This window comes from Lactobacillus sp. LL6 (assembly GCF_007570935.1).
GTDB lineage: Bacteria > Bacillota > Bacilli > Lactobacillales > Lactobacillaceae > Lactobacillus.
This window is the reverse complement of the sequence record NZ_VLLR01000002.1, coordinates 1-22,195: the sequence shown is the minus strand read 5'-3', so window position 1 is coordinate 22,195 and position 22,195 is coordinate 1. Positions and strand designations below refer to the sequence as shown.

At 29.7% G+C, this 22,195-nt stretch carries 22 protein-coding genes; 16 read left to right on the top strand and 6 right to left on the bottom strand.

Annotation, left to right across the window (positions count from 1 at the left end; all coding sequences use genetic code 11):
- Nucleotides 1-7: 7 nt before the first annotated feature.
- The 9 genes from FOD82_RS08565 (at nt 8) to FOD82_RS08525 (ending at nt 6,079) form a co-directional block, all read left to right on the top strand.
- Entirely contained in the window at nt 8-271 is a 264-nt protein-coding gene (locus FOD82_RS08565; protein ID WP_144356063.1) for a hypothetical protein, read from the top strand.
- Nucleotides 272-350: 79 nt separating this feature from the next.
- On the top strand, nt 351-965 hold the full coding sequence (locus FOD82_RS08560; RefSeq protein ID WP_144356062.1) for a hypothetical protein: 615 nt from the start codon (nt 351-353) through the stop codon (nt 963-965).
- Nucleotides 965-1,147, top strand: coding sequence for an XkdX family protein (locus FOD82_RS08555; RefSeq protein ID WP_144356061.1), 183 nt, complete (start codon nt 965-967; stop codon nt 1,145-1,147). Before FOD82_RS08560 ends, FOD82_RS08555 begins: the two co-directional genes overlap by 1 nt.
- Nucleotides 1,098-1,502: a hypothetical protein gene (locus FOD82_RS08550; protein WP_186277741.1), complete on the top strand. Its 405-nt coding sequence runs from the start codon at nt 1,098-1,100 to the stop codon at nt 1,500-1,502. The genes FOD82_RS08555 and FOD82_RS08550 overlap by 50 nt, the downstream gene beginning before the upstream one ends.
- Before the next feature lie 12 nt (nt 1,503-1,514).
- A complete protein-coding gene (locus tag FOD82_RS08545; protein WP_144356059.1) occupies nt 1,515-1,733 on the top strand; it encodes a hypothetical protein in 219 nt (72 codons plus the stop codon).
- Nucleotides 1,717-2,109 (top strand): phage holin, LLH family, encoded by a 393-nt coding sequence (locus FOD82_RS08540; RefSeq protein ID WP_144356058.1) that lies wholly within the window; start codon nt 1,717-1,719, stop codon nt 2,107-2,109. Before FOD82_RS08545 ends, FOD82_RS08540 begins: the two co-directional genes overlap by 17 nt.
- Nucleotides 2,110-2,144: 35 nt before the next feature.
- Nucleotides 2,145-3,266: a GH25 family lysozyme gene (locus tag FOD82_RS08535; protein WP_144356057.1), complete on the top strand. Its 1,122-nt coding sequence runs from the start codon at nt 2,145-2,147 to the stop codon at nt 3,264-3,266.
- A gap of 779 nt (nt 3,267-4,045) precedes the next feature.
- Nucleotides 4,046-4,693, top strand: a complete 648-nt coding sequence (locus tag FOD82_RS08530) for an NAD(P)H-binding protein (RefSeq protein ID WP_144356056.1) — start codon at nt 4,046-4,048, stop codon at nt 4,691-4,693.
- Nucleotides 4,694-4,711: 18 nt separating this feature from the next.
- Nucleotides 4,712-6,079, top strand: a complete 1,368-nt coding sequence (locus tag FOD82_RS08525) for an FAD-dependent oxidoreductase (protein WP_144356055.1) — start codon at nt 4,712-4,714, stop codon at nt 6,077-6,079.
- A gap of 80 nt (nt 6,080-6,159) precedes the next feature.
- On the opposite strand, the gene FOD82_RS08520 is transcribed toward FOD82_RS08525, so the two are convergent.
- A complete protein-coding gene (locus FOD82_RS08520) occupies nt 6,160-7,515 on the bottom strand; it encodes a hypothetical protein (protein WP_144356054.1) in 1,356 nt (451 codons plus the stop codon).
- A 354-nt stretch (nt 7,516-7,869) separates the two neighbouring features.
- Here FOD82_RS08520 and FOD82_RS08515 point away from each other — a divergent pair, with 354 nt between their 5' ends.
- The 3 genes from FOD82_RS08515 to FOD82_RS08505 are packed head-to-tail and all read left to right on the top strand — an operon-like array spanning nt 7,870 to nt 15,873.
- Nucleotides 7,870-9,099, top strand: coding sequence for a DUF3800 domain-containing protein (locus FOD82_RS08515; protein ID WP_144356053.1), 1,230 nt, complete (start codon nt 7,870-7,872; stop codon nt 9,097-9,099).
- A gap of 15 nt (nt 9,100-9,114) precedes the next feature.
- Entirely contained in the window at nt 9,115-13,539 is a 4,425-nt protein-coding gene (locus FOD82_RS08510) for a hypothetical protein (protein WP_144356052.1), read from the top strand.
- The gene (locus FOD82_RS08505) at nt 13,540-15,873 is read left to right on the top strand and encodes a hypothetical protein (RefSeq protein ID WP_144356051.1); all 2,334 of its coding nucleotides are present in this window, start codon (nt 13,540-13,542) and stop codon (nt 15,871-15,873) included.
- A gap of 85 nt (nt 15,874-15,958) precedes the next feature.
- On the opposite strand, the gene FOD82_RS08500 is transcribed toward FOD82_RS08505, so the two are convergent.
- The 4 genes from FOD82_RS08500 to FOD82_RS08485 all read right to left on the bottom strand — a co-directional run bounded on the left by FOD82_RS08500 (nt 15,959) and on the right by FOD82_RS08485 (nt 18,879).
- Nucleotides 15,959-16,369, bottom strand: a complete 411-nt coding sequence (locus FOD82_RS08500) for a hypothetical protein (RefSeq protein WP_144356050.1) — start codon at nt 16,367-16,369, stop codon at nt 15,959-15,961.
- Nucleotides 16,370-16,483: 114 nt separating this feature from the next.
- A complete protein-coding gene (locus FOD82_RS08495; protein WP_144356049.1) occupies nt 16,484-16,981 on the bottom strand; it encodes a hypothetical protein in 498 nt (165 codons plus the stop codon).
- Between the two features lie 91 nt (nt 16,982-17,072).
- Entirely contained in the window at nt 17,073-18,179 is a 1,107-nt protein-coding gene (locus FOD82_RS08490) for a glycosyltransferase (RefSeq protein ID WP_144356048.1), read from the bottom strand.
- Nucleotides 18,180-18,189: 10 nt separating this feature from the next.
- Nucleotides 18,190-18,879: a hypothetical protein gene (locus FOD82_RS08485; RefSeq protein WP_144356047.1), complete on the bottom strand. Its 690-nt coding sequence runs from the start codon at nt 18,877-18,879 to the stop codon at nt 18,190-18,192.
- A 122-nt stretch (nt 18,880-19,001) separates the two neighbouring features.
- Between FOD82_RS08485 and FOD82_RS08480 the strand changes: the two genes are divergently transcribed.
- The 4 genes from FOD82_RS08480 (at nt 19,002) to FOD82_RS08465 (ending at nt 21,389) form a co-directional block, all read left to right on the top strand.
- Complete coding sequence (locus FOD82_RS08480) at nt 19,002-19,613, top strand: sugar O-acetyltransferase (RefSeq protein ID WP_144356046.1); 612 nt, start codon at nt 19,002-19,004, stop codon at nt 19,611-19,613.
- A gap of 151 nt (nt 19,614-19,764) precedes the next feature.
- Nucleotides 19,765-20,178, top strand: coding sequence for a hypothetical protein (locus FOD82_RS08475; protein WP_144356045.1), 414 nt, complete (start codon nt 19,765-19,767; stop codon nt 20,176-20,178).
- 123 nt (nt 20,179-20,301) lie between these two features.
- On the top strand, nt 20,302-20,592 hold the full coding sequence (locus tag FOD82_RS08470; protein WP_144356044.1) for a hypothetical protein: 291 nt from the start codon (nt 20,302-20,304) through the stop codon (nt 20,590-20,592).
- Between the two features lie 116 nt (nt 20,593-20,708).
- A complete protein-coding gene (locus FOD82_RS08465) occupies nt 20,709-21,389 on the top strand; it encodes an LPXTG cell wall anchor domain-containing protein (protein WP_144356043.1) in 681 nt (226 codons plus the stop codon).
- Nucleotides 21,390-21,624: 235 nt separating this feature from the next.
- Here the strand turns inward: FOD82_RS08465 and FOD82_RS08460 are convergent.
- Nucleotides 21,625-22,195: MFS transporter (locus FOD82_RS08460; RefSeq protein ID WP_144356042.1), on the bottom strand; the 571-nt coding region annotated here is incomplete at its 5' end.

Sequence of the window (22,195 nt, the reverse complement as noted above, 5' to 3'; positions counted from 1 at the left end):
AATAATTGTGACGCTTAAAATTGGTAATAAAGAAGTAACTAAGATTGCTATAGGTAATACAATTTTTGGTAAAGAATATTTCCCAAGAAAAATAAAAATAATTAGATCCGCTTCAATTACTCGCCCAAGCGATGGCATGCAGGTAACTAATTATTATCCCGGAGAAATTCATGTTTTAACTGGAATACAGTGGCGTGAAAATGGAAATATTACTTATTACGTCGGTGATGGTTTAATCATAGATAAATACGACTTTGAAGAAATAAGCTGACCTGGGCAAGTCATAAAACCGCCCTAATAGTTAGGCTCACTCAAAAAGAGTGGGCTTTTTTGATGGAAAGGAAATTGTTATGGATAATAACGAAAATACACAAACCACTGCAATTACTGCAGCAAATGCTCAACTAACTACGGAACCTGTAGCAAATACTACAGATAATAATCAACTCATTAAGTCTGATATTTTTCACACTTATTATTTAAGTAATGATGATCATCCTTGTGAAGAAATTATCACTACTTTGACTTTTGAAGGGGAAACCTACTATCCATTTATTAAAGAAAAGCCAGATACGAGTTTAAAATCTCCAAAGTATGATTGGAAAAACATGGCTTGGATTGAAAATGAAGCTACAGCTATTGGAAGACAATTTACTGCAGTTAATAAGAAAATTGAAGAAGTTACTAAATCAGTAGATAAAATTACTACGACTCAACAAACTCAAGCTAAAAGTGTTGCTGATAATGATGCTAAATTTGATAATTTAGTTAAGATGATAACTATGACTAATATGAATACTGGTAAAATTACAGAATCTGTAGCTAAATTAACTGCTACTATTAATCAACTTAATAAACCTACTCAACCTGAAATCAAGGATACTAAGTCAGATGATTCATCTGATTCTAAGCCAGAAGATGCAACACAGGCAGCTGACAATGTTAAGGAAGGAGATGGTAGATAATGTTAACTTTTGATTTAGATATGACTCCAACTTATCAAATGGAATATGAATTTAGCATGATTACTAAGCAAGACCTTCGTTCCTATGTGACCATGGGAATTCTTACTAAGGCTGGTTATAAGAGAATCTTGGGTGAAGACTATGATAAAGCTGATTCACAATTTATTAACCAAGAACAGTAAGTACACTAACCTTGGATTGGCAATGCTGTTAATGGGACTAGATTTGTGGTCAGAACCTGATTACTTTTTTTGGCCACCTCAATATGCATTTTTAATGAATGACAATGGCATTGATGGTATTGCTGTAATTGTTGGTATTGGTTTGCTTGTATACGCTGGTATGAATATTCATGATAATCAAGTAGCGGGAATTCTTTTAGGTATTTCCGCTGCTTTTGTCACTATGATTACCGGAATAGAAATTATGCATATGATTTTTGCAGGTCAATTAAGAATGGGAATTCCAGCAATATTAGGCTTTTATATGGTTTTAAATATCTTACAAATTGCAAGGGATAGGAACACAAAGCGATAGGAGGTGGCACGCTTGCACGAATGGACTAATCTACTGCAAGTGCTACTAACCTTCGTAATGGGAGTACTGACTTGGAGACTGAGCAATAAAAAGACAGATCATGATAAAACCAAAGAAAGTCATGACTATATCAAAGAGGAAAATAATCGGTTAAATGATGAAAACAAACGTTTAACTGCAGAAAATGAGAAATTAAGAGAGGAATTAAACAAAAATGAATCAAGTAATTGAGTTTGCACAAGCTTTATGGCCATATGTTTTCTTAGTAGCAGGAATCATTGTCTATGCTTATCAATGGGCTCAAGCTCACAACAAACATCTTGCTGAAAAGATGGAAGGTTTGTATGAAATTGCTAAAAATTTAGAAGCTCAAGAAGCAGTTTTGGACAAGTCTAATGATGAAAAGAAGCTTTCAGCAACTTCTAACTTAGTTAAAGCTGCTAATGCATATAATATTAAAGTTAGCCATGAAGCTGCAGCTGGTATGATTGAGCGTGCGCATAATGAAGCTAAGGTAACTGAAAATGGGGATGAAGGCTCTGAAATTCCCACTCAAGTAGGATTTTTAGCAAATGATAAAGAAGTAAATGATGCAACAGAGGATTAGTTATAATGCCTTAGTTTTTAATTCATTTGAAAGGAATGATAAAATTGATAGAAATTCCAAAAATGTCTTACGGAATCGACGTAGCAAGCTATCAATCAACTAATCTAGCAAGTTACATTGTGAATGGAACAAAGTACGCAATCGTCAAAGTGACACAAGGAACTAACTACATTAATCCAAATGCACAAAGTCAAATTTCAAGTTCTAAAACTCAGGGTCTAATGACTATGGGGTACTTTTATGGAACGTTTAGTGGTAATAGCAGTGTAGCGATTTCTGAAGCAAATTATGCAGTTAAATATGCTAAAGCTTATGGAATACCTAAAGGTAGCTATTTCGCTGTAGATTGGGAAAGTGGGAGCGGCAATTATACTGAAGGCTCAACTCTTGCTAATACCAATGCAATTATTGAAGCAATGAAAGTTATTAAGCAGTCCGGATACCAGCCGCTCCTATATTCTGGAGAAGCGGTATTAAATTATCATGTTGATATTCACAAAATCATTAAAGCTTTTGGAAATTGCTTATGGGTTGCTAAATATGCAACTATGGATAGGGTTGATATTCCTGATTTTACTTGGTTTCCATCAATGGATGGAGTGGCAATCTGGCAATTTACTCAAAACTGGAAAGGGTTAAATGTTGATGGAAACATTAATGTTTTGCCTTTAAAAAGTGAAAGTAATAATTTAAGTGATAGTAGAGAGGATGATTGGGAATTGACATTACATCCAATTGTAAAATGGGATGTCCCACGTGTGTTTATTGTGTCTAATTTAAAGGGATGTAATCTATATAGTGATTCTGATTTAGCTAAAGTTATTGGCCATCTTGATCGTAAATCAAGTTATAAAGTTCTTGACGAAAAAGATGGTGCGTTAAAATTAGGCAAGAATCAATGGGTTGATGGGCGTGCTGGCGTTACTAAATCAAATCCAATTTTTTATAATTCTAACTTATCAGGTCGTGTAAAAGTTGTATTGGACCATACTCATGCTTTGGCTAGTCCTGATGCAGATGCAACAAAAGTATATGCATTAGAAACAAACAAAATTTACCATATAACAGGTAGAAAAGGACGCTTCTTTGCTTTGACGGATAAGTATAAAGGAAAAACAGTTTGGGTTACTGGTAATCGTGCTTACGTAGTTTTATAAGTAAGTTATTTAAAATTTTCCGTAATATTATAAAAGACCACTCTAGGGGTTCATATCAATGCTAGCCCTGGAGTGGTCTTTTTTGTGTTTTTACTATCTATAGAAAATTCAAATCAAATAAATAACCGCCTATTTAAATAATAGACGGTAAGCACTAGTAACTTTCGTATCATTAATAATTGTGTAGTCAGATACTGAGGACTCACACAATCGCAATAGGCTCCTTAGAGTATCTACCACTTAGATAAGTTATAGTATAGCATGAAAAAATTAAAAACTAAAACTATTAGTAAATTATAAGTTTTCAGAACATTTTTGACTTTAGTTTATAAAAATCCGTAAAAAATCCGTAAAGCTCATAGAAAATGGGAGAATGAGAGGGAATAAAAGTAATTTTTTGATTTTTTAAATTTTTAAGAAATAAGTTATTACGGCTTCGCATAATTTTCTAAAATAAAATTAAAAATCTCTTTAAACCCTTGCAGGAGTAATAAAAGGAAGGTCACATAGGCCTTCCTTTTATTTATATGAATATGAGTGATATAACTTTTAGCAATATTTAGAGGTGAATCTTGCTAAAATAAATATGAATTAAATAAAAATATGGAATATATCTGAAAAGATATGGGAATTGAGGAGTTACTATATTAGTAGCTCCAGTTATTATTTTAACACCTTTTTTAATAAATGGTAACGCTTTTAAGGCTTATTATTAAAAAAATTGATAAATTAGTGTTATGCTGAAAGTGTATTCAAGACGTTAACAAAAGGAGATTATTATGAAAAGAATAGGTATTATTGGTGCCTCAGGCATGGCAGGCAGCGCAATCTTCAAGGCTGCTCAAGAAAATTCAGATTTAACTCCGGTTGGAATTATTAGAAATGAAAAGAAAGCTCATGAAATATTGGGTGATGATGTTGACTTAATTGCTGGTGATATTCTTGATATGCCAGAAAGTATGCTTAACCAATTCGATGTAATTGTTGATGCTTTTGGAACTACTCCAGATAATGCAGCAGCGCATCTTCGTTTAGCTGAAAAATTGATTAGTATTGCTAGAAGAAACAATATTAGAGTAATTTTCATTTTAGGCGCAGGTAGTCTTCACACTGGTGAAGATCATCATAGAGTAGTTGAAGATATTAAGTCTCTTCCTGGATCAGATGCTTGGATTAATACTCCGGTTCAACAATTAAAAGAGCTTGAATATCTTGAAGGGATTAATGATGTTGATTGGTTAGGAATTTCTCCAGCAATGCAATTTGAAGCTGGTCCAGCAACTGACTACATTATAGGTAAAGATGAATTACTTTATAATAACTCAGGTGATTCTAAGTTAACATCTGGAACTATGGCTGAAGTTGTAATTAAAGAAATAGTTGATCCACAACATTCAAGAGAAAGAATTACTGTAGCTAACAAGTAGATAGAAGGGGTAACTTTTATGGAAAAGCGTAAAGTAGTTATTGTTGGTGCTTCACATGGTGGTCATGAAGCCGCATTTGAAATTTTAAATCATTATCAAAATGTAGATGTTACATTATTAGAGCAATCGGATTATGTCTCATTTATGTCTTGTGGAATGAAGCTCTATTTAGAAGGAAAAACTACTGGCATTAATGATGTACGGAATTTTAGATCAAATCAATTACAAAATAAAAATGGACACCTCTATAACAATACTAAAGCAGTAAGTATTAATACCTTTGAGAATACGGTCACTGCTAAAAATGTTAAAACTGGTGAAGAAGCTAAATTTCCATATGATAAGCTAATTATTTCATCCGGTGTAAATCCTGCCAAACTATCCTTACCAGGGGCAGATTTGGAAAATATTTACTTAATGCGTGGATATGACTGGGTTAAAAAAATAGATGCTGCTCAAAAAGATGACTCAATTCATAATGTAGCAATTATTGGTGCAGGTAATGGTATTGCTGCTGCGGAAGTAATGGCTAAAGCCGGTAAAAATGTAACCTTGATTGATTCAGGTAAGAAGCCACTTGAGAATTATTTAAATAATACATATACAGATGTATTCGAAAAAGTTTTAACTAAAAATGGTGTTAACTTAGCCATGGAAACTAAGGTTGTTGGTTTTGGCGGTGATAAAAAAGTAGATACAGTGAAGACTAATAATGGTGATATTAAGACTGACTTAGTAATTATTGCTGTTGGTGTTAGTCCTAATACTCAGTGGTTAGATGGCACAGTTGAATTATATGATAATGGATATATTAAAACCGACGAATACTTTAGAACAAGTGCTCCTGATATTTATGCAATTGGGGACGCTGTCTTTCCATTTAGTATTCCTGCTAACCGTCGTGTTCCAATTCCTTCAGCAATTGCAGCTCGCCATGAAGCTCAATATGTTGTAGAACATTTATTTGAAACGACTCCGTCTCGTCCTTTTGCAGGAATTGTTGGTGCGCAAGTATTAGAAGCTTTTGATATGCATGCGGTTACAACTGGCTTAAGTGAAAAAATGGCAGAACGTGCTGGTATTAATGCATGTGAAGTAGTCTTTAAAGACCACCTCAGACCAGCCTATATTCCTGAAAAAGATAATCCAGAAGCATATCTTTCAATTGTATATAATGCTGAAAGTCACCAAGTTCTTGGTGGATCAACTTTATCCAGCTATGATATTACTGCACAAGCTAATGTACTCAGCTTAGCAATTAGAGAAAAACTGACCTTGGAAGATTTAGCTGAAGCCGATTTCTTCTTCTCACCAAGTTTTGATAAACAATGGAATATAATTAATTTAGCTGCTCAAAAAGCATTAAATTATAATCAAATAGTTTAATTAATGCTCTGAACAAAAATATATATGAACTTTGAGGTTGAAAACTCAAGGTTCATATTTATTTTTCAGTAAAAATGATTTTAGTTTGCTTTTTTGAGCCAATTTTTAATGTCGGTCAAAAGATTATAATGAACAGCATAATTATTTTCATAATTATTTGATTCTCGACCAAAAAAATACGGACCGTTTTCATTTGGAATTTGGCGAATTTTAGGCAGCTTGTGAAGATTAGGATAGTTATCTTTTCCTACTGGATAAGGAATGTGAAAATTAAAATATATGTTTGGATTTAATGAAACTTCAAAATTATAGCAAGCATAATAATCTTTAATTATTTCAACATGACAGTTGTGACAATGATCAATTTCTTGATAATTGGCAAATAGATAGTCTAATAAAGAAGTTTTACTTAAATGTCGGTCAGAATTATGTATATCACAATAGTGTACAAAGTATTTATTAGCTTTTTCAGGACGATATGCACATAGTTTTAGATAATGAGAATAATTATTGAAAATTTTATTTAAAACTTGATTTTTTAATTCATAAATTTCAGAAGAATTGTATTTTTCAGTTAATATTTTAATCATTTTACTAGCACTTTTTTGATGACTTTTTTCAATAATTTTCCAGTTTTGAAGAGATTTTGCTAAATGATTTAAAACTTGTAATTTTGCCAGAATAAGAGCGAGCTCCCGTTCAAAGTCAGGAAGAAAATTATAAGTAGCTATCATTTTTTCGTTATATTGTTCAGCCAGGTGCTTTTCTTTATTAAGGATAGTTTGTTGACGCTTTTTAGCCGATTTTTTTCGTTTTAATTTAGCTTCAGGACTTCGTTTTTTGGCTAAAATAGATTTAATTGGCTCTTGAGCTTCTAATTTTTTAATAATATATATCGACCATACATCAGACATTACAGATCCATATTGAAAGTTAAATTCTTTACGTTCATGAGAAGCTGGTAAATAGGTTAAACATTTGTCAGTCCAATCACGTTCACGTTTTAAAGCTGTTTTAGTGAAAGTTTGATGAGGAAAAAATTCACGATAGTCAAATAAAACATTACTTTTATTAACTATACGTATTTTGCTAAAATCATAATACTCAAGATGCCCTTGCTTAATACCTTTAGTTAATCTAATAATATTATTGGCTTCTAAATTTTCAAAGGAATTATGTAAGTATTTAATAATTATGTTCCTTTCTTCAAACCAATCAATAATTTTTTGCTTAGTAAGCTTATTTTTAAGCTTTAAATAGATAATAAAATGTGGATCCTTTTTATTGCCTTGCGGAAACTTTATTGAAGGCTTAGTACTACAATTAGTATGTTTTGGTCCAATAAAAGCATAATCTAATTGTGGAAAGTTAATTAAATCTTTTGAATATAAATGTTTAGAATAAACCGTTCCATACCAATATTTTGAAGATTCCATATAATTACTCCTTTTTATTTATTGCTAATTGTAATTACGAAAAATATTATAAATTGTTTTTGATAAAATGATTTAATTATTTATTTTCTATGTAAAAAATCCAATGACTCAAGATATTTATTTACAACTATTTTGAGTGATTGGGTTATTTTTTTATAAAAAGAAGGATTTAAATACTATATTTTTAAATTGTCTATATTTAGTATTTTATAGCAAATTAGCAAATATATATGACTCCTGAAAACTTGTTCTATATATCAGAAACAATATTGAATGTCTAGTCTAGTAAAACAAAAACTTATTTGTGATAATTTAAGAACGCGATAAAGCAAACATACATTTGAGGTTATAATCATGGCAATAAAATTATTAACTACCACATTGAAACAGCCCCTACTATTAATGCGTTCTGAAGAATATAACATTTATATCGATGAAAGTATTACCTATCGTCATATAGACGAACATGCTTTTCCAGAACAATTTATTACGGCTTTTTGTGTAATTCCTGTTTGTAATATAAAAAAATTTAATAAATATTATTTTCAATATGTGTATAAATCGAGAAAAGGTGCAGAGATAAAAAGTACTAATGTATCTGATAAAGAAAATCGAAATATTTTAAAAAACAGTAAAAAATATTTGACTAAAAGTTTGATCTTTTCACGCCCGGCATATATGTTAGATTCTTTTGAACATAATAAGCAAGCTTTATCTTTAGCGTTGGATCTAAGATCATATATTGCACCTGTAAAAAGGTTAGTTAAAGCGATAAAAGTTGATGCAACTACACATTATGTGAAATTTAATATTTTGATAGATCAGACGAGCCGGAATGGAATTAATCCGTATGTAAGTTATAGTCAGGAGTTGCTTGGAAAAATGGCAAATGAAATTTCGACACAAAATTTAAAATATATTTTTACTTATCATGTGCTTGACAGCAAGCAATCTTATGGAATCCAACTTGCAGATATGTTAGCTGGAGCATACAGGAAAGAGTGCAGCTATATTAAAACTAATGAAAAAGTAAAGATTATTCCTTTTGCCTATTTACTAGAAAAAGGTCCAGAAAAGTTAAAACAAGATCAAATATTTTTAAAACTATTTGGATACGTGGCTTACACGAGATTGTTATTAGGACCTGACGCAGAAGAACTCCCAAATCTCCAATATTCTCAAAAATGGTATTACAATATTAAAAGTTTAAGAATAAAAATAAATAGATTCTATAAAAGAATAATAATTAATCATAATTTATCGTCGACGATTTCTTTAGCATATAGAATCTTAACAGATTGTAATAATGTAACTCTTAGTTCGAAAAGAAAGCGGATTTTAGAAGAAATTAATATGCTAAATAAAACTTTAAAGCCGCTTGCGTTAATTAATGGGTTGAACGCTAATGAGTTTATTTTGCAATTTAGTAATAAAGTCAAAGATAAAAACTATCACAAAACAATTATTCAGATCACCACAAATATTGAGAGTGTTCAAAAGGTCGTAAAAAAAGAAGAGTATGACACTTTTAATCGTGGATTGAAGTATTTTAATAGAAATATTTTACAAATATTAAATAAGTAAAGGAGAAAGGCAAAAATGCTATTTAGTCAAAAAGAAACTAGTAATGAGATGCTTAAGTTATATAACAAAGAGGAAGGATATTTAAATTCTCTTAATACAAATAGTTTGGGAAGACATTATGGACAAATATGTTTTGCTGCTCCAACAGGAATTGGGAAAAGTTATTCTGCAATAAGCTTTGGAGAAGAAAAAGTGAAAAAAGCACTTTCTCAAGGTATCTCGGTACCACAAGTAATTTATGTATCTAAAAAGAAAAATAATTTAGTTAAAAAAACTGATTTTACTCCAGAAATACAAAAATATGTTACAGAAATAAAAAGCAAAGATGATGCCAGCATTAATTTTATAAAAAATACCCATTCAGTATTATCAAGTGGTAAATATGATAATCCAAATCTCACTTATTATTTAAAAGATTTTGAGCAATATGTGGATTTTGGTAATGAAAATGACAGAGATAAACCCATATCTAATAATTTAGAAAATTTAAATTTAAAAAATCAAGCTACATATCAGAAATTTGAGGATATATTATCTGAATTTGACTTTGCAATATTTCGTAAGCATTTTGAAATAGGACAATATAGTAAAGAATTAAAAAACTATACTAAAGAACAATTTGATAAAAAATACAAAAAATTAACTCATATTCTACGTGATCTTATGTATAAAATATTAATATATGAGCAAAAAAAGAATCCTGAACATATCTATTTTAAAATAAGTAAAAAATATTTAGCTAATATAAGTTATGCGCATATTAAGCTGGGACTGAATGGTAGTAAACTTATATATCTGCGGAGTAAGCTGAATTTAACTAAAGCATATAAATTTATTTATAATAATTTTCAAGTTATTCGAGATCTGTATAGTCAAATTGCCATTAATTTTAGTCCAATTAGTATTTTGACAACCCAAAAATTATTTTTACCATCAAATTTAATTTTACAAACAAAATCTTCTTTATATGAAGCTATAGAAACTGAAGCTGATCCAGTAATTATTATAGATGAGTTTACAGAAACTAAAGAAACTTTAAATGAAATTTTGGCTGAACAAGGAACAGCAACTATTGATTTAATAAATGCTTCTGCACCTTTAGCTAATCTATCTTTTAATAATATTGCAGATGGGGTCATAGGAGAAGACGAAAGCGAAACTAAAGCAGTAGTTAAAAAGGCTACCAAAAGGCTACAAGAAGTATTTAAAAACTATAAATTAATAAATAAAATCTTTGCTGGTCCAAGTATGTTGGTAGGAGCCAAAAGAAAACAGACGATGTTTATAACAACAGGATACAATATACCATTATCTACTAATAAAATAAAAATAGAAATTAATGGCAAAAAAAGGTATGTTTCACGATTTTGGATTGATACAAGAGATTCTAAAAATAAGCATAGACTTATTTTACGTGATATTTGTTATTACAATTTCAAAACTAATAATTTAGTAGATAATAAGCAATCTGATAAAGAAATATTTAAACAAGCTGAGCAATTAAATAGAATTTATAAAAAAGGTAATTATTCTATTTATCCTTTTGACCAAATGGTATGGGAGCTTAATAAGGCTACTCGAAGTACTATTATTAAATTATCTCAAGCAGCCTTTGGATCGAAGTTCCGTAAATTAGAGAAGATATTGCCTCCAAATTTACAGTATGATGATAATTTAGAATTATTTAAACTTTTAATTGATTTAAATTTAAATGATAATATTTATAATTTTTATGCTAATACTGCTAATAGTAATTTGAATAAAAATTATGCATATAGAACGACAAGTAAGTCTTTAGATAATCAGGGCTTTTCAGTATTTTCTCTTTATGTATACACCACGCAAGCTATTTCAATTCAATGGGGTTATATTCCAAATAGTGCTGAACGTTTATGGCTTGATATTACAAGTAAATATAAAGTATTTAGTATTGATGCATTAGGAGATTTAAGAGATAATCCTAAAAATTTTTCAATGGAGTATTTAAATACAAACTTGTTTAATCATTTTAAAATAGCGAAAAGTAAAGAACTTTATAAAGCTATTAAAGCTAAAATGAATTATGAAAAATCTCTTTTATCTCCTAAAGTTATTAAAAACAATCCTATAATGCCTACCATGTTAGAAACTATGAATAAAGTTTTTATGTTGAATGAAAAAGAAAACTTTATAAATTCACTTTCAAAAATTAATGAAAATAAGCGGACTAAGTTATTAATGGCGCTAGCACAGTTATTTTATGGGAAAGAGACCGTCAATATTTTTACTGAAAAGCTAATAAATATTGATTTTGATTTAAATAAGAATGGTGAGTTTGAAGAATTGAGGTGGATTAAGAGAATAAATGTACTTTTAAGATGTTTAGATCAAATGGCCCAGCATCCAGAATATCGGTCTGCAATTTTCTTTATTAATAATTCATTGACCGAAGTACAAATTCAATCTATAAAAACTATTGCAAGTATCTATAGTGAAATAAATAATTATGAGTTTTTAAATGAGTGGATTGAATCATGGACTGCAAAGGATTTTAAACTGCAATCTTTTGAACTCTTAAGTTCTGATAACATTCCTCACTATCAAAAAGTATTAAATAACGAGTTATCACAAGGAAAAAACAAAATAATTTTTACCACTTATGCAACAATGGCAAAAGGCCAAAATGTAAACTATCATATTCCAAACGATTCTACTATAGAACAAAAATTAGTTTCATTAGCTGTTGATAAGGAAAAAGATACAACTAAGGATTGGGATATGGTCTATTTAGAACAACCCACAAGTATAATAAATACTTATAATCCTAAAGAACCAAAAAGTTTATTTTTATTGCTTTTAGACTTAAAAAGTTTACATGATGTTGGTGGAATTACGTATAAAGAAATCAATAAAATTTTAATAAACAGCTTGTTAAAACAAGATGTACAGTTTCAGCAGTATAATAGACAAGCTATCCAATTAGTTTTGACAACGATTGTAGCTCAAGCTCTAGGACGACTAAATAGGACAAAGAATAGATTAAATCAAATAGTTTTTCTAGATCAAGAGTTATGTTCTAAAAAAGTTGGGACTAATGATATAAATCTGTTACAATTCAATTCATTCAAAGATTTTCGACGCGCTTTACCCTTTTTAACTACTTTAGAAGATGCAATTTTTAAAGAAACAATGACAGAAAATGATTTTAATCAGGATATTTCTAATTTATATAAAAAGGATGTAGATTACGATAAAATTCAAAGACTAAATGCTGCTGAGCGTACTAGTGATGAAGTTAAACGCTTAATTCAAAATGAAGATTATGACTATCTAGTAAAAGAAAAATGGGTTGCAAACTCTTTTAAGCGTGCTTTTATATTAGCTAATCCGATGCTTTCAAAAAATGAATTTTTGAAATACCAAAACTTTATGAGTATGATGAGTAATTCAAGCCTAACAAATAATAGAGGTGTGGATATTTTAATCGCAGATTATCTGAAACATGCATATTTGAAAGTAGGGAACAATAATAATACAGTTCATGAAAATAATCAATATTGGATTTTGAAAAATAAAGTAGATAATCTTATAACAGATCTTACATTTGGTGAGCCATTTACTAAGGACCAATATTCTAATAATAAACAATTACTGCATGTCAATTTAACGAATAATGGTATGATAGCAAGCTTACTAAAAATACCCGGCTTTTTAAACTGGCTAAATATAAATCGACCTACTATAAAAAGTTTGCTTTCAAGAGATGAGATTAATACTTTAATTCAGGGTAGAGCAGATATTGAAAACATCCCACAAAACAAACTAAAGATAATTCAAGATACTCGTAAAAGCTTTTTGATTCCGATTTTAAATAAAAAAATAAATTGGGATAATTACGTATCTTCTCAATCCTATTTACCTACACATGCTTATTATTTAGATTTACAGGGATTTCTTGGAGAGCAAGCAGCAGTATATATTAATGAAAATATTAAAAAGCTTAGTGGTAAAGGATACAATCTTCAGCTTATAAATTATACTGATGACATTTTTTTAGATGGAATACTGAAAGAGTTTCCAGAAGTAGCAGATTTTGCAACTTCTAATTCTACTACAAGTAATATCACTCTTGTTGATATAAAAACCTGGAAATATGCGTTTGAAACTAGAAAACTATATCTTAACAAAGGAAGAAAAAAGAAAATAGCAAAAATAGCATCCATTGACGGTGTAGAACATGTTAATTACATATTTATGAATGTTTTACGTAGTGCTGATATACAACCTAAAATCCCACTTCCATATACTGTTTCAGACTTACCTAATGTTACTTTTTATGAAATACCATTTTTGTATGATTTAGGGAATAACACTTTCTTAGGAAACTCTGGATATGAATATCAACGCTTGAAGTTAATGAATCTATTAAATGAGAATAACTTGAAAGGACAAAATATATAAATGGAACAAGCAATAAGCTTTCCAACTAATAGAGTAAACGGTAAAGGCATTTTGATAGATGTGTTATTGGAAGAATTTAAAATTTTTTCAGTAAAAATAAATGAATCAAAAAAATTGCCTAGTTATTTAAGTTGGTCAAATCAAGATTTATTAAGCGATTTGATAACTTTGTATACATATTTTGATAAAGATGGTAATAGAAATACTTTATTTGTTTTTGGTAAAGAAAATATTCTTTCTAAACATAAGTTAGAAATAGCGATAAAAAATACCATTAATTCTGGAGTAGAAATTGAAGAATTGGATAATATTTCATTACTTGTCATTGTAGATAATATGACTCTAGCAAATCAATATAATTTTTTATTGAATATTATGCCAAATTATTTGCGTAAAAAAGAATTTTCAATGGACTCATTAAAGACATATGGTACTGCATTTGGAAGTAACTTTTATATTCAGCGGTCTAATCTTCAATCTAGAAAAAGCTCTAGTTCTGCGTTGACCGATAAAAATGGAGCATATCACTTTTATAAGGTATATTTTATTAATGATGAGAGGGATGATAGCAAGTCTGCTTTAATACAAATTACTGAGACAGCATTTTATCCTATAAGGGTAGGCAAATTATCTAAAAAACTATCTAAAAAAACAGCATATCAAATTCTTAGCTCTCGTTTAACTGCTGTAGATATTTCTAATCTAAATAATGATGAAATTGTATATTTACAAACTCCTGTTGCCGTAGGAAAAGCTTCAGGTAGTAAACCTGATAACCTCGCTAAAGCAGCCACTTTATCTGTGGAAACAGATACAAGAATTAATATGATTTATAAGATTTTAAATTTACTTAATTATAAATTGGCTAATTTTTTATCGAGCTCTATAAAATTAAGTAAATTAAAAATGAAACATATTACAAAATATTCTGAAGTAAAGCAAGAAATAACTACTTTACCTAATTTTAATTTTGATATTGATTTAGGTGCAATAAAAGCCTTTTTGCCTCAGAATTTTGATCTAGAACAATTTAAAAGGTTGTTTAGTGAAGCATTGCAAAAGGCAGATAAAAAATTTGGAAAAAATAAAATGTGGAATAATCTTAATTTTAATTTTATAACACGTGATTATAGTACTAAAATTAAGAATCCCACACTAATGATTGTTCCTAATCGATATGATATTGAAGAAAATCAGTGCGATCCATATGATTTAGATAAGAGTTTAAAAAATTCAAATTTATTACAACATATTGATATAAGAAATATGTTGTATCCTACTAAAAAAGATAGGCATGTTTATAATTTTAAGTCTAATAATAAGCTTCGAACTGAAGAATTAAAAAATGTATTGCCAAGTTCCCTTATTGAATTATGGTACAAATATTTACGAAATAAAAATGAATTACCTGCCTTTGCAAGTAATAATTTTAAAAATTGGGGATTTATTCTTTTGAGTTTACAGTCAAAATTATCACGTAATCCTACAATAAAAGAAATACATGATAAGTCATGTGTTGTGGGAGGATACATTGATAATGAAATGGCTTGGCATGAATTCAAGAAAGAAGAATTTAGTAAAAACGTGCAATTACAGCAACTTGCTATTGAGCTATATCGAAAATATTACACTAATCGTAATACACAATGGTTAATTTATGATATTAACGATGTGTCTAAATATGCTTTTATTACTAAAACTAACGAAAAGCCAATGTATGAAAAAGATTATTTTGAAAAACAGCTTAAATTAAATTCTAAACGATTTAATAAAGAAGATGTGTTGAAATTAATTAGTAAGATAAATTCTTATGATCAATGGGAACTAGTTCCCAATGTAGAAACCTTTAAGCAAGAGCTAATATCTTATATTGGTAATAAAGAAATAACTATTACTGAGTTGGGAAATATTATAAAAGGAAAAACTAAATTAAAAAGTAAGATAATCTCAACTTCATCTGGAAAAAAGTTATCTAAATTAAATCTAACATTTAATCATATTTCAGAAGAGTTATTTGATTTGCCACTTTTTATTTCTAAAAGTAATTCTGAGGGACAATTCATTAAAACTTTTGGAGGATTGTTGGATATAAACTATACTTATATTAATCAAAGCCTTTTATATTGTTCAGGTGCTTTGAATCCTCAACTTGATATAGGTACCCAACCAACTATTTATAAAGTTGAAGGGGATATTGACATTATTACTAGATATAAAGAATTACTTTCAAGTTTGTTATCTGGATTAATAAGATTCTCTCAAACTTCCGTTATTAATATTGCTCAAAAATACTTACTTCAATTATTAAGAGAAGAAGAATATGAAAATCAGTAACATAGTTTTGGTTTTTCACAATTATTCACTTCTTAAATTTATAAAATTGCATTATAAAAGCCCTCTTAACAACAAGAGGGCTTTATTAGTATACTGGGTCTGGACTGGTTAGAATAAATTGATATGGCATTTCACCTGATAAAACAAATTTTTCATAAAGCATTCTAATTGCTCGTGACATAGATAATTTTACTCTAGAAAGTACTTCTTTCGCTTTCATATATGCAGTATCGTTTACTGATTTTTGAATTTTCTTCTTTTTATCATATTCACAAACATTGTTTTCTAAAGCAGTAAGAGTTGCAATTTTTTGTGCAGTTTCTTCTTCTGTTTTAGTTAAACGTTTAAATGGCAAAATATGATTATTTGCTAAGAAATGGATAAAGCCATTAATAAATCCTCCCTGACTTAAACCGATTTTTGCTAGTCGCTTTTTCACGGCAAAAACTAAATCGGAATTGAGTGTTACATTGATCATTTTAGTAATTATCTGCATCCCGGTAGTCCTTTCAAAGTTTTGCTATATACTATTTTGGCATATACAAATGCAAAAATAAAGGACGTAATGAAACTTTAATTTGTGTAACAATTGTGAAATAAAATTTAATATTTAAAAGACCATTTTGTGAGTTAATTTAAATTTATATGGCTTAATTTTAGCTTCTTTAATTTCTTGAAGTAATTTTTTATCTGTTACAACTCCTAAACGATTATTTTTACCTTTAATAGCCATCAGATCTAATGAAAAATTATTACCAGCTTTTAAATTTCCATTACTAATTGAAGAGAGCTCAGCACTCGGAACTATAACTTCAAACTTATTATTTTTTACTTTTGCGGCTTTAGCTTTACCAATGTGTGAAGAATAGCCATGGTTCATAAATTCTCCATCACCATCAGCGGGTTGTTTAACTACAATTTGTGAATCGTTTGGAGCTGTACTAGTTCCATTAATTATAATATCTCCTCGATGACCGTGAACTTGTGTTACCTTGACTGGATAAACATGATGACTGGAAGAAACTTTTTTATTATTTTTTTGCTGAGAACATCCTACTAAAAGAACAGCTAAAATTGGCAACCACAATAATTTATAAAACTTTGTCATAATTTCATTCCTTATCTTATTTTATATTTTCAGTATAAGATAATTCATAAAATCTGTGTACCATTATTAAATTTTTGTATGAAGTATCTAGTTATTTAGATATATCTTCCATCATAGAAATTGTTTTTTGGGCGGACTTTTTAACAGTTAAATTTTTAGCAAACTTGCGATATTTTATTCTGCACGCTTTTAATTCTATAGGATGGAGCAGCCAATAATTAATTCTTTTTGCTAAAATTGTGCTGTTACCCGCAGGAAATTTGTTCATTTTAGATAATGCATAACTAACAGTAGAAGATAAAGGACTGTCGGCAATAATTGGTACACAACCACCTGCAAAAGCTTCCATACAAGCCATTCCTTCTACTTCAACATCTGCGCAATGAACTACAAGATCACTATGAGCAATAAGGTGACGCAATTGTATTGGAGTATAAAATTTCATAATAACTTTTATAGGTAATTTAGCGGCCTGTTTGCGGAGTATCTTTTCTAATGGACCTTTTCCAGCCAGAATTACACGAATATTTTTACAATTTGGCAGTTTGTTTAAAGCTTTTAATAAAACTTCTTGATGTTTTTCACGAGAATAGCGTCCAATACAAAGAATGGTAAAAGGATGACCAACTATTTTTTTATGAGGATTATCAATAAATTGCTCATTGATTCCATTAGAAATTACAAATAGCTTTTGTTTAAAATGATATTTTTCAAGTTGGTGCTTAACCTTTAAAGTAGGACATTGTAGAGCAACACAATTTTTAAATGATATATTACGAAAGAAAAGCATAAAAAATGAATTAAATAAATGATTATTTATATGAAGAGATTCTGTAATATTTCCAGGAAAAATATGGAAAGTTCCATATACTGGTTTTTGTCTTTCTTTTGCAATTTTTGCTGCTTTCCATGAAACAGGAAAAGGAGTTTCAATAGCTACAATATCAGCCCATGATATTGCTTCATTAAGAATCTTTTTCTTTGGGAGTGCTAAATGATAGCCTTCTTTAGCGATTATTTTTTTAAAAAATGGAACAATTAACTCTGGTAGCGGATAATCAGGTGTTCCATCAATTGCACAAGAAATGATTCGTACTTGATGGCCTAATTTTTTGAATTCTTGAGCAAAACGTTGCGTAGAGATACACATTCCATTGCTTTGATTGAAGTAGTCATCAATAACAATTAGAATTTTCACTGTAATCACCTCATAACTTAAAGAGAAAAATCAGAATAAGTAAAATTATAATAATGATTAAGCATGTAAGAATGTAGTTTTGTTTATTAGAAGATGGCGCACTCTTTTTTGCTTCATGGATTGGCTTTACATCTAGATCTCTATGTTTTTTCCGACTAGAGCGAAATTCATAATCTTTTCCTTGATGAGGTATGATTCTCATTTCATCAGTAGTATACAGATTGTGTTGATGGTCATAGATATTACTTAAATACGTAAGAACATCATGAAAATGATTCAGACCTAATAAAACCATTTCTTTTTGTTTACTTTTGGCTAATTTTTCAAAACGATGACCATGCGTAGCATCATTACCCCAGTAACGTGTATAAGTCATAAAATCTAATATTTTATTTGGATAATTTAAGTTATGAATTTTCCTTAATGATTCAATTTTTTTATATGAAGGCCAATTTTTCCATTCATTCCATGTGATATAAGGCTTTTTACCATAGCCTTTTAACAAAGGTTCCACATTATAAAGTTCATTGAGAACAGATTCTTGTTCATTGCGCAGTCTTCGATATGCGTCTGAATAATCTTGAACATGATAGATTTTTATAATTTCTTGAATTTCATCATATAAAACAATTCCATCTTGCAACTGATTAAAGTTCCAGCTGTTTTTAATAAATTTAAAACTAGGTATTTCTATTTTCATGTTATCAACTCGATTAAAAATATTATCAACTTAATTATAACTAATTAAGAAGTAATAAGTAATGTTTTAGTATTTATGTTACAATTATGGAAGCGATTTCTAAAATAAAGAGAGGAATAATAATGGATAAGAATATGGAAAATATGTTAGCAGGAAAACCGTATATTCCGAGCCAAGCGCAAGGTAAAATTTCTCATAAAGCTCATCGCTTGTGCCAAGAATATAATGCTATTCCAGATACTGATAAAATAGCGCGGGATACAATTATTGATAAACTTTTAGGAAAGCATGGTAAAAACACTTATTTGCAAGGACCTATTCAAATTGATTATGGAAAATTTACTGAAGTGGGAGACAATTTTTATTCAAACTTCAATTTAACTATTCTTGATACTTGTCCTGTGAAAATTGGAAATAATGTTATGTTAGGTCCTAATATTACGCTAGCTACTCCGCTTCATCCTTTACTTGCTGAACAAAGAAATGATCGAGTTCTTGCAAATGGAGAGATAGGACATTATGAATATGGCGCTTCAATAACAATTGGGAATAATTGCTGGCTTGCAAGTAATGTAACTGTTTGTGCTGGAGTTACAATTGGCAATAATTGTGTAATTGGTGCTGGTGCTGTTGTGACTCATGATATTCCTGATAATTCCTTAGCAGTCGGAGTACCAGCTAAGGTTATTCGTAAACTCAGTGAAAAAGATAGAATTAAAGATTGGCCATACTAAATAATACATAAATAACATTAGAATAAAATCTTTAGAATATTTTAATTGCTTGTTTGTATCACTAATTAAGCTTTGTGGTATTATACATGTGTAGGGATAGTTAATAAGGGAGCTATTCTAATATAATATATTTTAGTGAGTAGGTAAGCGATTGAAATTATTTAAAAATAAAAGCAACCCTATTAAAAAAGGCTTGCAAAAATTTTTAGCTGTAATTACTGGTCACGCACCTAAAGTAGAACCTGAGTCAAAGCAGGCATCTTCTCACTCTTCAAAAGAGAGTTATGTTAATCATGAATTTCATAATAATTCTCAAGAACAACGTCCAGGTCATTTAAATGTTCATAAGCAATATACTTTACATGACATTGGGCTTGCCGGTGATATTCATCGACAAGTAGTAGGAAGCGTGAGTCAAGAAGGCAGTGTGCGTTATCATCAGCAAAAAAAGCGTCCCCAGTCCACTCATGATACTAGCAGCGAATTAATTGATGAAACTGCTGCTAAACTAAGTAATATTGGTTTGGCTGGGGTGAAAAAACAGAACAATATTAATGAAAAGTGATATAGATGGATATTTCGAAAGAAATATCCTTTTTTATATATTCTTTTGAATATGTTAAGTGTTAATGATATTATATGTATAGATAAAAACATTTTCAGAAAGCATAACAGGAAGGTAGAGCAGATGGTTAAAAATGGTCAAATCATTCGTAATTTAACGTTTGGATTAACTTCAGTATTGGCAGGGATGTTAATTGCAAACATGAATAAAGAAAAAGTAGAGGCAAAAGAAAATACTAAATCTAATTCTGCAGATGAGTATACTAATTCAAATTATCGAATGCAAAAAGGTTCAGTCAAAAATATTAATAAAGTAGTGGTCCAAGCTGACACGGCTTTATCTAAAAATGATCAAGACTATGTGGCAGATCCATCATTAAAAATGATAGGACTTAATGGTCTTAAAGAAAAATAAAACATAAACTGGTGTTTTTTATAGAAAATACCAGTTTTTTAGTATTTATACTTGAAATAATAATAACGTTTGTTATTATTATTTTTATAAAGAAAACATAATTTGAGGATATAGAGATGAAAACAAACAGAGTATACCATGGTGTAGTAGTAGGGATTACATCAGCAATTATGGGAAGCACCTTTTTTACCAATAATGTTTTAGCTGATGAGACTGAGGAAAACCAAAATCTTTCTAGTAAAGATTCAACCATAGAAAATTCTTCTAATACTAGTAATGTTGATAAAGTGATTGTTGAGCCAAATCAAAGTGATGGAGAAGCCCAATTAGAAGATGCATCTACTGAACAAACAAAGTCCGATGATACCAATGAGGATGTTGTTTGGGAACCTGCACCTCCTCTTACTAAAGCCCAAGATCGCGACTATGATGAAACATCCGGTAATCAAACTAGTAACGGAATTGTAAAACCTCACGCTCAAAAGGAAACAACTCCTAAAGCTAAAAAATCTGCTCATAATTATTCCAGAAAAGCTGTTAATCATGCTCATGCTTCTATTAGTTCAGGTCAGTTTTCTAATAAAGCAGCTGTTAATCGCTTAAAAACAAATTCTGCTACTTCTTCACTGAATCGTGATAATGATAAGCATATAATGAAGGTTAGTACTAAAGAGACTGAATACAAGATATTACCAGAAACAGGTGAAAGAGATGATGAGAGTATAGTAATTGGAACAGCTCTCTTTCTAAGTAGCGTAGGTTTATTAGGCGTTAAAAGACGTAAAAAAATTGCATAAAAAGTTTGAAAAAATTCTGGAATATTTTAAGGAGTTTGGTATAATAAAAGTGCCCTGTGTGGGGCATCATAATACACACGAAGGCTATGATGATGGTGGAAAAGGATAAGGCTAATGTTTGAAATTAACAGGAGTGGTGTCCTGTTAATTAGTTAGTCTATGGCTTTATGGTATGGTGAAGAATCATACATAAGAAAGCAGGAGTTAGGCAATCAGCTTAACTCCTGTTTTTTGTTTACTCTTTATTTTTCTGAATAGTTAAGAACATAACTATAAAGCTTAATATATAAGCAGCTGTATTAATCATCCATCCCAAGTTGTATGAGCCTGTTTGATCAAAGAAAAGACCGACAAGATATACTGAGGCTGACATAGCAAATGCGCCTAGCATATTAATAATGGATAAAATATTACTGTAATCTTTTTCACCAAATTCTTGCCGAATAATATATGGAAGAGCAACTAAACAAACTCCTTGTCCTAATCCTAAAACAAATGCTGAAAAAATTAGTAAAGAACTAGATTTAAAACCAATTAGTCCACTCCAGCCAATTACGCCCATAATACAATAAACTAGTAAAACTAAGCGCGTTTTAAATTTGTCTAAGAAATATCCGATTGAAATTTTACCTACTGCTGCTCCAATCATTACTCCAGATACTACAGTGGCTGCTGTAATAGGAGAAATTCCAATATTAGTAATATGTCCGGAAATGTGCTGTACGCTTCCTGAAACAAATTGAAGGGCAAGCATTGCAAATGCTAATGCATAAAATACTGGCATTTTTAAAGCTGTCTTTAAATCA

Excerpts from the sequence above, each read along its gene's own strand:
- FOD82_RS08500 (WP_144356050.1), bottom strand. The coding sequence starts at position 16,369 with ATGCAGATAATTACTAAAATGATCAATGTAACACTCAATTCCGATTTA.
- FOD82_RS08530 (WP_144356056.1), top strand. The coding sequence starts at position 4,046 with ATGAAAAGAATAGGTATTATTGGTGCCTCAGGCATGGCAGGCAGCGCA.
- FOD82_RS08480 (WP_144356046.1), top strand. The coding sequence starts at position 19,002 with ATGGATAAGAATATGGAAAATATGTTAGCAGGAAAACCGTATATTCCG.
- FOD82_RS08495 (WP_144356049.1), bottom strand. The coding sequence starts at position 16,981 with ATGACAAAGTTTTATAAATTATTGTGGTTGCCAATTTTAGCTGTTCTT.
- FOD82_RS08510 (WP_144356052.1), top strand. The coding sequence starts at position 9,115 with ATGCTATTTAGTCAAAAAGAAACTAGTAATGAGATGCTTAAGTTATAT.
- FOD82_RS08485 (WP_144356047.1), bottom strand. The coding sequence starts at position 18,879 with ATGAAAATAGAAATACCTAGTTTTAAATTTATTAAAAACAGCTGGAAC.
- FOD82_RS08515 (WP_144356053.1), top strand. The coding sequence starts at position 7,870 with ATGGCAATAAAATTATTAACTACCACATTGAAACAGCCCCTACTATTA.
- FOD82_RS08505 (WP_144356051.1), top strand. The coding sequence starts at position 13,540 with ATGGAACAAGCAATAAGCTTTCCAACTAATAGAGTAAACGGTAAAGGC.
- FOD82_RS08465 (WP_144356043.1), top strand. The coding sequence starts at position 20,709 with ATGAAAACAAACAGAGTATACCATGGTGTAGTAGTAGGGATTACATCA.
- FOD82_RS08470 (WP_144356044.1), top strand. The coding sequence starts at position 20,302 with ATGGTTAAAAATGGTCAAATCATTCGTAATTTAACGTTTGGATTAACT.
- FOD82_RS08535 (WP_144356057.1), top strand. The coding sequence starts at position 2,145 with ATGATAAAATTGATAGAAATTCCAAAAATGTCTTACGGAATCGACGTA.
- FOD82_RS08540 (WP_144356058.1), top strand. The coding sequence starts at position 1,717 with ATGAATCAAGTAATTGAGTTTGCACAAGCTTTATGGCCATATGTTTTC.
- FOD82_RS08520 (WP_144356054.1), bottom strand. The coding sequence starts at position 7,515 with ATGGAATCTTCAAAATATTGGTATGGAACGGTTTATTCTAAACATTTA.
- FOD82_RS08525 (WP_144356055.1), top strand. The coding sequence starts at position 4,712 with ATGGAAAAGCGTAAAGTAGTTATTGTTGGTGCTTCACATGGTGGTCAT.
- FOD82_RS08560 (WP_144356062.1), top strand. The coding sequence starts at position 351 with ATGGATAATAACGAAAATACACAAACCACTGCAATTACTGCAGCAAAT.
- FOD82_RS08555 (WP_144356061.1), top strand. The coding sequence starts at position 965 with ATGTTAACTTTTGATTTAGATATGACTCCAACTTATCAAATGGAATAT.